At 58.3% G+C, this 14,247-nt stretch carries 12 protein-coding genes; 7 read left to right on the forward strand and 5 right to left on the reverse strand.

Translation table 11 applies throughout. The annotated features are described in order from the left end of the window. Positions 1–11 precede the first annotated feature (11 nt). From C1N69_RS02415 to C1N69_RS02445, 7 genes are all read left to right on the forward strand, one after another. Positions 12–1,145, forward strand: a complete 1,134-nt coding sequence (locus tag C1N69_RS02415) for an amidohydrolase/deacetylase family metallohydrolase (RefSeq protein ID WP_155030609.1) — start codon at positions 12–14, stop codon at positions 1,143–1,145. After that, complete coding sequence (locus C1N69_RS02420; protein ID WP_095450375.1) at positions 1,129–2,247, forward strand: DgaE family pyridoxal phosphate-dependent ammonia lyase; 1,119 nt, start codon at positions 1,129–1,131, stop codon at positions 2,245–2,247. The genes C1N69_RS02415 and C1N69_RS02420 overlap by 17 nt, the downstream gene beginning before the upstream one ends. Beyond that, positions 2,244–2,984 (forward strand): 2-dehydro-3-deoxy-phosphogluconate aldolase, encoded by a 741-nt coding sequence (dagF, locus tag C1N69_RS02425; RefSeq protein ID WP_155030610.1) that lies wholly within the window; start codon positions 2,244–2,246, stop codon positions 2,982–2,984. Before C1N69_RS02420 ends, dagF begins: the two co-directional genes overlap by 4 nt. Before the next feature lie 20 nt (positions 2,985–3,004). Beyond that, positions 3,005–4,141 (forward strand): lactonase family protein, encoded by a 1,137-nt coding sequence (locus tag C1N69_RS02430; protein ID WP_155030611.1) that lies wholly within the window; start codon positions 3,005–3,007, stop codon positions 4,139–4,141. 19 nt (positions 4,142–4,160) lie between these two features. After that, positions 4,161–6,071 (forward strand): BglG family transcription antiterminator, encoded by a 1,911-nt coding sequence (locus C1N69_RS02435; protein ID WP_155030612.1) that lies wholly within the window; start codon positions 4,161–4,163, stop codon positions 6,069–6,071. A gap of 77 nt (positions 6,072–6,148) precedes the next feature. Continuing rightward, positions 6,149–6,391: a type II toxin-antitoxin system RelB/DinJ family antitoxin gene (locus C1N69_RS02440; protein ID WP_025759087.1), complete on the forward strand. Its 243-nt coding sequence runs from the start codon at positions 6,149–6,151 to the stop codon at positions 6,389–6,391. Next, a complete protein-coding gene (locus tag C1N69_RS02445) occupies positions 6,381–6,665 on the forward strand; it encodes a type II toxin-antitoxin system RelE family toxin (protein ID WP_025759089.1) in 285 nt (94 codons plus the stop codon). The genes C1N69_RS02440 and C1N69_RS02445 overlap by 11 nt, the downstream gene beginning before the upstream one ends. A gap of 3 nt (positions 6,666–6,668) precedes the next feature. Here C1N69_RS02445 and nrdG read toward each other — a convergent pair whose 3' ends face one another. From nrdG to treR, 5 genes are all read right to left on the reverse strand, one after another. Then, on the reverse strand, positions 6,669–7,133 hold the full coding sequence (nrdG, locus tag C1N69_RS02450) for an anaerobic ribonucleoside-triphosphate reductase-activating protein (RefSeq protein ID WP_155030613.1): 465 nt from the start codon (positions 7,131–7,133) through the stop codon (positions 6,669–6,671). Positions 7,134–7,274: 141 nt separating this feature from the next. Beyond that, the gene (gene nrdD, locus C1N69_RS02455) at positions 7,275–9,413 is read right to left on the reverse strand and encodes an anaerobic ribonucleoside-triphosphate reductase (RefSeq protein ID WP_025759092.1); all 2,139 of its coding nucleotides are present in this window, start codon (positions 9,411–9,413) and stop codon (positions 7,275–7,277) included. A 376-nt stretch (positions 9,414–9,789) separates the two neighbouring features. After that, complete coding sequence (gene treC, locus C1N69_RS02460; RefSeq protein WP_025759094.1) at positions 9,790–11,433, reverse strand: alpha,alpha-phosphotrehalase; 1,644 nt, start codon at positions 11,431–11,433, stop codon at positions 9,790–9,792. 51 nt (positions 11,434–11,484) lie between these two features. Further along, complete coding sequence (treB, locus tag C1N69_RS02465) at positions 11,485–12,903, reverse strand: PTS trehalose transporter subunit IIBC (protein WP_025759096.1); 1,419 nt, start codon at positions 12,901–12,903, stop codon at positions 11,485–11,487. 127 nt (positions 12,904–13,030) lie between these two features. Then, the gene (treR, locus tag C1N69_RS02470) at positions 13,031–13,978 is read right to left on the reverse strand and encodes a trehalose operon repressor TreR (protein WP_025759097.1); all 948 of its coding nucleotides are present in this window, start codon (positions 13,976–13,978) and stop codon (positions 13,031–13,033) included. Between the last annotated feature and the right edge of the window lie 269 nt (positions 13,979–14,247).

Consider the following 14,247-nt stretch of genomic DNA (forward strand, 5'->3'; position numbering starts at 1 on the left):
AGGAGAACCCCATGTTTGATTTACTCCTGCGCCGCGCGCGCCTTGCCGACGATACCCTGACCGATATCGCCATTCAGGACGGTTCGATCGCGGCGCTGGGCGAGATTGATGCTCCCGCACATAAGACGGTTGAGCTGAACGGTGACGTGTTCGTCAGCGCAGGCTGGATCGACTCGCACGTTCACTGCTACCCGAACTCCCCGATTTACCACGACGAACCGGACAGCGTCGGGATTGCCACCGGCGTCACCAGCGTGGTGGATGCGGGCAGTACCGGGGCAGACGACGTGGACGATTTCTATGAAATTACCCGCAAAGCCACCACCGAGGTGTTCGCGCTGCTGAACATCTCCCGCGTAGGGCTGATTGCCCAGAATGAGCTGGCCAATATGGCCAATATTGACGCCGAGGCGGTGAAGCAGGCGGTAAAACGCCACCCTGATTTTATCGTCGGCCTGAAAGCGCGCATGAGCAGCAGCGTGGTCGGTGACAACGGTATTACGCCGCTTGCGCGCGCGAAAGCCATCCAGAAAGAGAACAGCGACCTGCCGCTGATGGTGCACATCGGCAATAACCCGCCAAACCTCGACGAAATCGCCGAATTGCTGAGCTCGGGCGACATCATCACCCACTGCTATAACGGCAAACCCAACCGCATTCTGACGCCTTCCGGCGAGCTGCGTGCGTCCATTACGTCTGCGCTGAAGCGCGGCGTACGGCTGGACGTTGGCCACGGTACGGCGAGCTTCAGCTTTGAGGTGGCAAAACGCGCCATCGCGATGGGCATTCTGCCCCACACCATCAGCTCGGATATCTACTGCCACAATCGCATCAATGGCCCGGTCGGGTCGCTGGCGAGCGTGATGTCTAAATTCCTCGCCATCGGCATGTCATTGCCGCAGGTGATTAACTGCGTGACCGCGAACGCGGCTGATGGCCTTCGACTGGCGCGCAAAGGGCGCATTCAGCCCGGCCTTGACGCCGACCTGACGCTGTTCACCGTTAAACGTCAGCCGACGGTGCTGACGGATGCCGAAAACGACAGCCTGCAGGCTGAACACATTCTGGTGCCGCTTGCCGCGATCCGCGCGGGCAAGGGCTACATGACCGAACAAGGGAGCACGGAACATGCCTTCAATTTATGAGAAATACAACTTAAAGCAGGTCATCAACACCTCCGGCCGCATGACGGCGCTGGGCGTCTCCACGCCGCGCCCGGAAGTGGTTCAGGCGGCGATGGACGGCATGAATCACTATTTCGAGATGAAGGATCTGGTTAACAAAACCGGGGAATACATCGCGAAGCTGCTGGACGTTGAAGGGGCGACGGTGGTCTCCTGCGCCTCGGCGGGCATTGCCCAGTCGGTGGCGGCGGTGCTGGTGAAAGACAGTGACTGGCTGCTGGAAAACCTGCACGTGACGCCCGTTGAGAACAACGAGATCGTCCTGCCGAAAGGGCACAACGTTAACTTCGGCGCGCCGGTGGGCACCATGGTGGCGCTGGGCGGCGGCAGGGTGGTGGAAGCGGGCTATGCCAACGAATGTTCCGCCGATCAGCTGGCGGCGGCAATCACCCCACGCACCGCGGCGATCCTGTACATCAAATCGCACCACTGCGTGCAGAAAAGCATGCTCAGCGTTGAGCAGGCAGCGGTGGTGGCGCGTAAACACGATCTTCCGCTGATCGTCGACGCGGCAGCGGAAGAAGATCTGCATACCTACTACCGATCCGGGGCCGATCTGGTGATCTACAGCGGCGCGAAGGCGATTGAAGGGCCTACCAGCGGGCTGGTGATCGGCAAGACCCGCTACGTCGAGTGGGTGAAGCGCCAGACGGCGGGCATTGGCCGCGCGATGAAGGTCGGCAAAGAGGGGATCCTCGGCCTGACCTGCGCCATCGAACACTACCTGACGGCGACCAAAGAGAGCGGTGCGGAAATGGTGGCGAAGATGACGCCGTTTATCGACGCACTCAATACCCTGAACGGCGTCACGGCGCGCGTGGTCTGGGACAGTGCGGGTCGTGATATCGCGCGCACCGAGATTAAGTTCGACGAAGCCATTACCGGCATCGGCACCGGCGAGCTGGTGAATGCCCTGAAGCAGGGCGAATACGCCATTTACTTCCGTGGCTACAAGGCCAACGAAGGGATCATCGAAGCGGACGTGCGCAGCGTGAATGCTGACCAGTTGAACATTGTGTACCGTCGCATTAGTGAAGTGTTAGGACAGGAGAATAAGGCATGAAACTGACCCCCAATTTTTACCGTGACCGCGTCTGTCTGAACGTGCTGGCAGGTTCGAAGGCTAACGCCAGCGCCATTTACGAGGCGGCGGAAGGTCATGTGCTGGTGGGCGTGCTCTCCAAAAATTATCCGGACGTAGCCAGCGCGGTCGCTGATATGCGTGAGTACGCGGTGCTGATTGACAACGCGCTCTCGGTAGGACTTGGCGCAGGCGACCCGAACCAGTCGGCGATGGTGAGCGAAATCGCCCGCCAGGTGCAACCGCAGCACGTCAATCAGGTCTTTACCGGCGTCGCCACCAGCCGCGCGCTGCTGGGACAGAACGACTCCGTAGTCAACGGTCTGGTCTCACCGACCGGCACTGTCGGCATGGTGAAAATCTCCACCGGCCCGCTGAGCAGCGCAGCTATGGACGGCATTGTGCCGGTGGAAACCGCGATTGCCCTGCTGAAAGATTTTGGCGGCAGCTCAATCAAATACTTCCCGATGGGCGGCCTCAAGTGCCGTGACGAATATCAGGCTGTAGCAGTAGCCTGCGCCCGTCACGACTTCTGGCTGGAGCCGACCGGGGGAATCGATCTGGAGAATTTTGAGGAGATCCTGCAGATCGCCCTGGACGCAGGCGTGAGCAAAATCATCCCGCATATCTACAGCTCGATTATCGACAAAGCCAGCGGCGATACGCGTCCGGAAGATGTGCGTACGTTGCTTGAAATGACGAAGAAACTCGTTAAGTAATACCTTCAACAGGAGCCACCATGCACACCCGTAACCTGCTTGTCGCTTCACTCTCTTTACTTGCCAGCGCCGCTGTCGCCCAGACGCAGTACGCCTGGGTGGGTACCTATAACCCTAACGGGGAAGGGCTGTACCGCTTTACCGTTGACCCGCCAACCGGCGCGCTCGGCAATAAAACGCTGGTGAGCAAACTGCCGAACGCCGCGCAGCTGACCGTCTCGCCCGACGGCAAAACGCTCTATCTGGCAAGCGAAGTGGAGCAGGGCGTGGTGCAGGCGCTGCGCATCGGCGATAAGGGTGAGCTGAGCGAGCTCAATCAGGTGGCGTCCGGCGGGGCCGGGCCGGTTTATCTTTCGCTGACGCCAAATGGCCAGCATCTGCTGGTGGCCAACTACGTCAGCGGGTCGATTGCCGTTCTGCCGGTTAAGGCAGACGGCAGCCTGGGGGATGCCACGGACACCCATCAGGATCAGGGCGAACCGGGCGCGGCAAAACCGGAAGCGGCCGCTGAAGGCAGCTTTGCCATCAGCGATCACAACGGACCTCATGCGCACATGATCGCCGCCGATCCCAGCGGGAAATACGTGTTTTCCACCGATCTGGGGTTAGATCGCATCTACCAGTACCGCCTGGACGAGCGAACCGGCAAGCTGACGCCAAACGATCCGCCGTTTATTCGCGCCTCCTCAAAAGGGGCCGGACCGCGCCATTTCGTCTTCACGCCGAAGGGGGACGCCCTGTGGCTGATTAATGAAGAGGCGTCGACGCTCACCCACTATGCCGTGCAGGCCAACGGCACGTTGAAAGAGGGCAAAACGGTGTCTGCCCTGCCGGAAGGGTACAAAGGCACCAGTTTTGCGGCGGGGCTGGCGTTAAGCGCCGATGGTAAACAGCTGTATGTGGCTAACCGTTTGCATAACAGCATCGGGCACTTTACCGTAACAGCGGAGGGCACGCTGACGCATCAGGATGATGTCTGGACGCGAGGCGATTACCCGCGCACCCTGACGCTCGATAAACAGGGCCGCTGGCTGTACGTTATGAACCAGCGTAGCGACAACATTACCCGTTTCCGCGTCGGTCAGGACGGCAGGCTAAGCGTTGAGCCAGACTATACCCCGGTCGGCAGCCCATCCCAGATGGTCATTTCACCTTAAGCCGTAAGAGGACAACGACGTGCGATTCCCGAACCAACGTTTAGCGCAACTTTTCGATCTGTTGCAAAACGAGACGCTGCCACAGGACGAGCTGGCGCAGCGGCTGTCGGTCTCCACGCGAACCGTCCGTGCGGATATCACCGCCCTCAACGCGCTGCTGGCAGGCCACGGCGCGCAGTTCATTCTGAGCCGGGGCAACGGCTACCAGCTCAAAATTGAGGATGCCGAGCGCTATCAGCAGCTGCAGGCCTCCCACCCGCGCGCGCTGCGCATTCCGCGGACCGGGCCGGAGCGCGTGCATTATCTGGTGGTGCGTTTTCTGACCTCGGCATTCTCCCTCAAGCTTGAGGATCTGGCGGACGAGTGGTTCGTCAGCCGCGCCACGCTGCAGAGCGACATGGCCGAGGTGCGCGAGTGGTTCCACCGCTATAACCTGACGCTGGAAACCCGTCCTCGCCACGGGATGAAGCTGTTTGGCAGCGAGATGGCGATCCGCGCGTGCCTGACCGATCTGCTCTGGGAGCTGGCCCAGCAGGACAGCCTGAATCCACTGGTGACGGAGGTTGCGCTGAATGCGGGCGTGGCGGAGCAGATGGTACCGGTGCTGCACGACGCACTGACGCATCATCACATCCGCCTGACCGACGAAGGCGAGCTGTTCCTGCGCCTGTACTGCGCGGTGTCGGTGCGCCGCATCAGCGAAGGTTACCCGCTACCGGAATTCCATGCCGAAGACGTGGAAGAGAACGTGCGAGAGGCGGCGAAAGATATCGCCGTGACCCTCCAGCAGCTGGCGGGCAAAGCGCTTTCACCTTCGGAGGAGAGCTGGCTGTGCGTTCACATCGCCGCGCGGCAGATCCCGGAGATTGCGCCCAGCGCCATAAATGCCGACGACGACGAAGCGCTGGTTAACTATATCCTGCGCTACATTAACACCCACTATAACTACAACCTGCTCAGCGACGAACAGCTGCATGCGGATCTGCTCACGCACATCAAAACCATGATCACCCGCGTGCGGTATCAAATCATGATCCCGAATCCGCTGCTGGATAACATCAAGCAGCACTACCCGATGGCGTGGGATATGACCCTGGCGGCGGTGTCGAGCTGGGGCAAATATACGCCGTATGTGATCAGCGAAAACGAGATTGGCTTCCTGGTGCTGCACATCGGCGTCGGGCTGGAGCGCCACTACAACATCGGCTACCAGCGCCAGCCGCGCGTGCTGCTGGTGTGTGACGCCGGTAACGCCATGGTGCGCATGATTGAGGCGGTGCTGCAGCGCAAATACCCGCAAATTGAGATGACGCGCACCCTAACCCTGCGCGAGTACGAACTGACCGAATCCATCAGCGAAGATTTTGTTATTTCCACCGTCCGCGTCAGCGAAAAGTCGAAACCGGTGGTGATGATCGCCCCGTTCCCGACGGATTACCAGCTGGAGCAGATCGGCAAGCTGGTGCTGGTGGACCGCACCCGCCCGTGGATGCTGGATAAATACTTTGACGCAGCCCATTTCCGCATTATTAACACGCCTGTTGACCAGCAGACCCTGTTCCGGGAGCTGTGCGAACAGCTTGAAGAAGAGGGCTTTGTGGGGGAAGCCTTTCTGGAGTCGGTCGTTGAGCGTGAGGCCATCGTCAGCACCATGCTCGGGGACGGCATCGCGCTGCCGCACTCCCTCGGCCTGCTGGCGCAGAAAACGGTGGTCTATACCGTCCTCGCCCCGCAGGGCATTCAGTGGGGCGACGAAACCGCGCACGTCATCTTTCTGCTCGCCATCAGCAAAAGCGAGTACGAAGAGGCGATGGCGATTTACGATATCTTCGTCACTTTCCTGCGCGAACGGGCGATGTCGCGGCTCTGTGGCTGCAGGGATTTTGCCGGGTTTAAGGCGGTGGCGATGGAGAGTTTGAGTCGGTTTTGAGAGGCGTTATCCAGAATTCGATGTAATGCGAATGTAATGCTAAAATGCATTACATATTCCGTTCTACTGGAGGCATAATGGCCACGCTTAACGTCCGTCTGGATGACAAACTCAAAAACGAGGCTTACGCCGTGCTGGAAAAACTCAACATCACCCCAACGGAAGCCGTGCGGTTACTGTTTCAATACGTTGCTGAAACGGGGCGCATGCCCGTGAAAACGGTCACGATTAGCGACAGTGAAGATGCGCTGATACAGACGGTCCGGGAGCGACTGGCTAATCCGCAAAAGGGCGTTAAGGTTAGTCTGGATGACTTATGAACTGGTATTTGACCCGAGGGCGTTAAAGGAGTGGCATAAGCTGGGTGATACGGTGAAAGCGCAGTTTAAGAAAAAACTTGCCGAGGTGCTGGCGAAACCCAGGAACGAATCAGCTCGTTTACACGGCCTGCCTGATTGTTACAAAATAAAACTTAAAGCGTCCGGCTATCGCCTGGTCTATCAGGTTCAGGACGAAGTAGTGAAAGTCGTTGTTATTGCCATTGGGAAAAGAGAACATTCGGCCGTTTATCATGACGCAAACAAACGGCTTTAGCGTTTACCGCAGATAATGCACGACCTGGTTACTGCTGCCTCGCCAGATAAGCGACGGGTCTTTTAAATCCTGCATAAACTTGCCGTCGACCAGCACGTTAATCAGGTCCACGACCTCCCTCTGAGCCGCATTCAGTTCATCCAGCTTATAGCCCGTCCAGACCCAGATGTCTTTTTCCGCGCACTCGCGGCGAATGCGTTTCACCAGCTTCAGAATATCCGGCACGTTTTGCGGATGCAGCGGATCGCCGCCGGAGAGCGAAATCCCCTGGCGTTTGATGCGCGTGTCGTTCAGGTCGTTGATGATCCTGTCTGCCATCTCAGCGGTAAACGGTATGCCGGAATTGAGGCGCCAGGTGCTTTTGTTATAGCAGCCGGGGCACTCGTGCACGCAGCCGGAAACGAACAGGGTGCAGCGGGTGCCGGGGCCGTTAACGATGTCGACGGGGTAGTACTGGTGATAGTTCATAACGTTAACCTGATGCCCTCACCCCGGCCCTCTCCCACAGGGAGAGGGAGAAAACCGGCGTCAGGCTTAGCAATGTGCTCGATCGGTTCCCTCTCCCTTGAGGGAGAGGGGTAGGGTGAGGGGGAGAACCTGGCGAAGAACTCAACCGATCTGCCCATTCCCCAGATGCTTCACGCGGCGCTTCACCTCTTCCTGCTTACCGGCGTTAAATGGACGCGCGTCCGGGCTGCCGAGGTAGCCGCACACGCGGCGGGTCACGGAGACGCGAGCCGCATCGTGATTACCACATTTCGGGCAGGTAAAGCCTTTGCTCGTACATTCAAACTCACCGGTAAAACCGCACTCGTAGCACTCGTCTATCGGCGTGTTGGTCCCGTAATACGGCACGTGCTGGTAGCTATAATCCCACACGTCTTCCAGCGCCTTCAGGTTGTGCTGAATGTTCGGATACTCGCCGTAGCAAATGAAGCCGCCGCTGGCGATAGGTGGATACGCCGCTTCGAAGTCGATCTTGTCGTACGGGTTCACCTTTTTCTCCACGTCGAGGTGGAAGCTGTTGGTGTAGTACCCTTTGTCGGTCACGCCTTCGACAATGCCAAACTCGGCGGTGTCCAGACGGCAGAAGCGGTCGCACAGGTTTTCGCTCGGCGTGCTGTAGAGGCTGAAGCCGTAGCCGGTCTCCTCTTTCCACTGGTCCACCGCGTCGCGCAGACGCTGGACGATAGCGATGCCTTTCTCACGCAGCGCGGCGCTGTCGTACATATGCGTATCGCCAAACAGCGCGTTGATGGTCTCGTGGATGCCGATATAGCCCAGCGAAATTGACGCGCGACCGTTTTTGAAGATCTCAGACACGTCATCGTCCGCTTTCAGACGCACGCCGCAGGCCCCTTCCATATAGAGAATAGGGGCGACACGGGCTTTGACCCCTTCGAGACGCGCAATGCGGGTCATCAGCGCTTTACGCGCCAGCTGCAGACGCTCGTCCAGCAGCGTCCAGAAGGCGTCTTCGTTACCTTTCGCTTCCAGCGCGATGCGCGGCAGGTTCAGACTGATAACGCCCAGGTTGTTGCGCCCGTCGTGGATCTGCTCACCGTTTTCGTCTTCGTACACGCCGAGGAAGCTGCGGCAGCCCATCGGCGTTTTAAATGAACCGGTGACCTTCACCACCTGGTCGTAGTTCAGAATGTCCGGGTACATACGCTTGCTCGCGCACTCCAGCGCCAGCTGTTTGATGTCGTAGTTCGGATCGCCAGATTTGTGGTTCAGGCCGTCGCGGATGGCGAACACCAGTTTCGGGAACACGGCGGTTTTGCGGTTTTTACCGAGCCCGGAGATACGGTTGCGCAGGATGGACTGCTGGATAAGACGCGATTCCCAACTGGTGCCCAGACCAAAACCGAAGGTCACAAACGGCGTCTGGCCGTTGGCGGTGTGCAGGGTATTCACTTCATACTCGAGAGACTGGAACGCGTCATAGCACTCTTTCTCGGTACGGGAGTGCGCGTAGCCGTCGGCGTCCGGGATTTGCCACTCTTCGGCCGTTTTACGGTGTTTATTGAAGCTTGCCGTCACGAACGGGGCCAGCACTTCGTCGATACGATTAATGGTGGTCCCACCGTAAATATGGCTCGCGACCTGCGCGATGATCTGGGCGGTAACAGCCGTCGCCGTGGAGATCGACTTCGGCGGCTCAATCTCGGCATTACCCATTTTAAAGCCGTGGGTCAGCATGCCTTTCAGGTCGATCAGCATGCAGTTGAACATCGGGAAGAAGGGCGAGTAGTCGAGATCGTGGTAGTGGATCTCACCGCGCTCGTGCGCCGACACCACGTCGCGCGGCAGCAGATGCTGACGGGCATAGTGTTTCGCCACGATACCGGCCAGCAGATCGCGCTGGGTAGGGATAACCTTGCTGTCTTTGTTGGCGTTTTCATTGAGCAGGGCGGAGTTGGTCTGCTCCACCAGGCCACGGATCTCCTGGTTCAGGCGGCCGCGCTTCTCACGCTGTACGTCACGATCGTGGCGGTACTCAATGTAAGCACGCGCCAGCTGTTTGTAGGGCCCCGCCATCAGCTGGTTCTCAACCGCGGTCTGGATCTCGTTAATATCGACCTGGCTGCGTTCATTCATCTGGCGGCTAACGACGTCTGCGACGGTGGCGCAGTAATCTGCGTCATCGACTCCCGCTGCTTTAGCTGCACGCAGAATGGCTTCCTGAATGCGCTCTGATTTAAACGGCACTTTACAGCCATCACGTTTCATCACATGCGGTGTCATGATCACTCCATTTTTTAAAAACAGGTTATCCACAGAGGCGGAGAAGTATTCACCGGACAGATCCTGAGACCGGCCAGTCACTTCCCTCGTTTCTGACCCTTGTTATCCACAATTCCGGAGAGCGGAGTCGCCGTCTTGTTGTTGGAATAGTAGACGATTAATACAAGATGTTGGGTCGGCGTGCATTTTAAGTGCTACATATAGTGATTTGCATCAAACATGTTTGCGATTTATTTGATTCAGAACAAAGTAAAAAGACGAGAGTACAAACGGCGGGCGCTGTAGCGATTGTAAATGCGGAAAGGAAAAATCTGATTAATTATTCAACAAAAACAGTAAAGTACACCGGGCGCAACGGATGCGCCCGGTGAAGGTATTACGCCTGTAGCCACCAGACGGCCTCAAACGGACGCAGCGTCGTTTTCTGCGGCGACGGGTAGTTGCTTATCACCGTTTGCCACGCGCCGCTCAGGAGGTCAGTCGTCCATTCATGAGGTTTATCGCTCAGGTTCGCCACTACCATCAGCGTCTGCCCCTGCCACTGGCGGCGATAGCACCACAGGGATGGGTGCTCCGGCAGCAGATCCTCATAATCCCCCCACGTCAGCACCGGCAGGGTTTTGCGCAGGCTGATGAGAGACTGGTAGGTGTAAAACACCGAGTCCGGGTCATCCAGCGCCGCGCGGACGTTGACGGTTTCGTAGTTATCGCAGACGCCAATCCACGGCTCGCCCTCGCTAAACCCCGCGTTGTGCGAGGCATCCCACTGCATCGGCGTGCGGCCGTTGTCGCGGGACTTACTCGCCAGGATCGCCAGTAATTCGTCCGGATCGCGACCGTTGGCCCGCAGTTCGGCGAACATATTCAGACTTTCCACGTCGCGATAATCGGTGATGCGGCTGAAATGCGGGTTGGTCATACCGAGCTCTTCACCCTGGTAGATATACGGGGTGCCCTGCATGCCGTGCAGCACCATGCCGAGCATCTTCGCGGCGTGAACGCGGTATTCTCCTTCGTCACCGAAGCGCGACACAATGCGCGGCTGGTCGTGGTTACACCAGAACAGCGCATTCCAGGCTTTGTTGTGCATGCCCTGCTGCCAGTGACGGAAGAGGGTTTTCAGCGCGACGAAGTCCGGCTTCGCCTTCGTCCATTTTTCGCCGCCGGGATAATCGACCTTGAGGTGGTGGAAGTTAAAGGTCATCGACAGCTCGCGGCCATCGAGAGAAGCATACTGCTGGCAGTTCTCCAGCGAGGTCGAGGACATCTCGCCCACCGTCATCAAATTACGTGGGGTGAAGACGTCGCGGCTCATCTCCTGCAGATACTCGTGGATGCGCGGCCCGTCTGTATAGAAACGGCGGCCGTCACCGGTTTCGTCATTCGGGAAATCCTGATCTTTCGAAATCAGGTTAATGACGTCGAGACGCAGGCCATCCACGCCCCTGTCGGCCCAGAACTCGCACACTTTTTTCAGCTCGGCGCGCACGTCCGGGTTCTCCCAGTTGAGATCTGCCTGCTCAGGGGCGAACAGGTGCAGGTAATACTGCTCGCTCTCGGCGTGCCAGCGCCAGGCGTTGCCGCCGAACTTGGAGCGCCAGTTGTTAGGAAGCTGCTCCGGCGTGCCGTCGCGCCAGATGTAAAACTGGCGGTACGGACTGGCTTTGTTCAGCGATTCCCGGAACCAGGCGTGCTGCGTGGAGGTGTGGTTAAACACCATATCCAGCACGATGCGAATGCCGCGCGCGTGCGCACCGGCAACCAGCGCGTCAAAATCATCCAGCGTGCCGTAGGCCGGGTCGATGGCCGTGTAATTCGCCACGTCGTAGCCGTTATCCACCTGCGGGGAGATATAGAACGGCGTCAGCCAGATGGCATCGATGCCGAGGGTTTTCAGGTAGTCCAGCCGCTGCGTCACGCCGCGTAAATCACCGGTGCCGCTGCCGGTGGTGTCCTGAAAACTCTTTGGGTAGATCTGATAGATGACGCCGTTCTGCCACCAGTGAGGAAGGGTATTCATAATGCGTTCCTGCAAATGCGAAGGGGCGCAACTGCGCCCCGAAAGATAATGTTAAACAATCTGCAGCGCGCCCTGACGGAACTTACGCTGATAAACCACGGTGGTGAGCGCCATGGGGACGATGATCGCAATGGCCATCGCCAGAGCAAACACCTGCCAGTAAGCGGGCTGGATAGAGAGGATGCCCGGCAGACCCCCGACGCCGATCCCGTTCGCCATCACGCCGTTCAGACCACACACCAGGCCTGCCAGACCGGAACCGATCATCGCGCAGAGCATCGGGAAGCGGTATTTCAGGTTGATGCCGTACATGGCCGGTTCGGTGACGCCGAGGTAAGCGGAGATGGCGGCCGGAACGGAGATCTCACGCTCGTTATGCTTACGGCTGACAAGGATAATGCCCGTGACCGCCGATGCCTGCGCGATGTTAGACAGGGCGATGATCGGCCAGACCGGCGTTCCGCCAAGGCTCTGGATCATCTGCATATCAATGGCCAGCGTGGTCTGGTGTACGCCGGTGATCACCAGCGGGGCGTACAGGAAGCCAAACAGCGCGGCACCAATCGGCGCAAAGCTGCCGGTCATCAGATGACGGACCGCGAAGGCCACGCCGTCGCCAATCATGCGGCCAAACGGACCGATAAAGGCGTGCGCCAGGAACACGGCCAGAATCAGCGAGCAGACCGGCACCACCACCAGATAGAGATAATCCGGCACGATGCGCTTCAGACGCGTTTCAATAAAGCCCAGTGCCAGACCAGCCAGCAGGGCCGGAATGACCTGAGCCTGATAGCCCACTTTGGCGATGGTAAACAGGCCAAAGTTCCACACTTCCGGGACCTGCTGACCAAGTAAGTAAGCGTTCATTAACTGCGGAGAGACCAGCGTGACGCCCAGCACGATACCCAGAATCGGGGTACCGCCCATCTTGCGCACCGCGGACCAGCAAATTCCCACCGGCAGATAGAAGAAGATCGCTTCGCCAATCAGCCACAGGAAGTCGTATACGGTTTTCAGCGCCGGATAGATCTGCGCCAGGGTTTTGCCGTCGCTCATCGGCACATCACCGATAACGTTACGGAAACCTAAAATTAAGCCCCCGCTGATCAGCGCCGGCAGCAGCGGGAAGAAGATCTCCGCGAAGTGGGAGATCAGCTGCTCGTGCCATTTCATATTCTGACGTGCGGCTTTCTTGGCCTGCTCTTTATCGGCGGAGGAGTGCCCCGTCGTCGCCAGCAGAGCCTGATAGTAATCGCCCACTTCGGTACCGATAACCACCTGGAACTGCCCGGCGTTGGTAAAGCAGCCTTTCACCATCGAGAGCTCTTCAATGGCTTTCGGGTTGGCTTTAGCCGGGTCGTTCAGCACGAAGCGCAGGCGGGTAATGCAATGGCTGACGGTGGCGATATTTTCGCGGCCGCCGACCAGGACGATCAACTGATCAATATCTGCTTGTTTGACTTTACTCATCATGAAACCTCATGACAGATGGGAGGGGTGTAATGACCTGAGCGCAAGCCTACTCCTTCAGCGTGACGGCGAAAATGGGAACGTTCCCGAAATCGGGCGAAGATCACAATAAACCGATTTATGTGGGTTATGAAAGGTGGGCGGGAATAACAATCTGACGCGGCTCAGCGCGTCCGTTGATCTGCTCGATCAGCTGTGCGGCAGCCTGCCTGCCGGACTCGGCGTAACCCGGATCGACGGTGATAATTTCCGGGTGTAAAAACTTCATCAGCGGTGTGCTGCCCACGCTCGCCACCTGCAGGTTATCGATGCGTTGTTCCTGTAAATACTTGCTCGCACCCAGCGCCAGGGTATCCGTGGCGCACACCAGCGCGGTGGTTTGCGGCGTCAGGACGCTGGCGACCTGCTCGTAGCCTTGCTTCATGCCGAGCCCCGGCAGGGAGGCCACGGCGGAGAGATTGTGTTTTTTGCAAAAGGCCAGGTAGGCTTCATGACGACGCTTGCCGGTGGTGACGTCCGCATGGGGAACGCCGAGGTAGCTGATGTGGCGATGGCCTTTGTCATACAGGCGCTGCATCAGGGTAATAATCGCCCCTTCGTCGTCATAGCAGACAGACGCAAAACCGTGGGCATCGCGCGCCAGCAGCACCAGCGACGGCTGCCAGGGTTTCAGCATCTCCTCTTTGATGCCGGTAAAGCCAAACAGCACCACGCCGTCAATGTTGCGCCGCTGAAGCATACCCAGGTGCTCTTCAACCAGCTGCACAGAGAACTGGCTCTCCATCATGATCGGGTCATAGCCCTGCTCATAGAAGGCGGGCAGCATAGTCTGCACGGCGAGGTTTTCAGAGAGCGAATCCAGACGCGAGACAATGATCGCCACCACTTTGTCACTCTGTCCGCGCATGGCGCGCGCGGAGCGGGAAGGGGAAAAGCCGTGCTGGTTCATGACCGCCTCAACGCGTTCGCGGGTGCGTTCGCTGACCCCACTTTCGTTGTTCAGCACGCGCGACACGGTGGATTTTCCCACGCCGCTTAAACGCGCGATGTCTTTAATCGTAAGGCGGTTCTGCATGCTGTATTCCCTGTAACAACGATAACGGTGTCAAATGAGCCTAATGCTATAGCGCCAATTCGCTATGGGCAAAGTCTGGTTTACGTTCGGTTTATTTGAGGGGGGGTATAATACCGCCCGAAGCGTCGCTTAGGGTACGGTTAAATCCTTATACTGCGCGGCGTACCCCTTATTTTTACTTACCGGAGGCTTTATGGATCCCGATCCCACACCTCTCCTGAACGGGAGAAGACGTTCTTTCCGGTAAGCCAGCCTGATGCTGACTCACC

This window comes from Enterobacter sichuanensis (genome assembly GCF_009036245.1).
Classification (GTDB): Bacteria; Pseudomonadota; Gammaproteobacteria; order Enterobacterales; family Enterobacteriaceae; genus Enterobacter; species Enterobacter sichuanensis.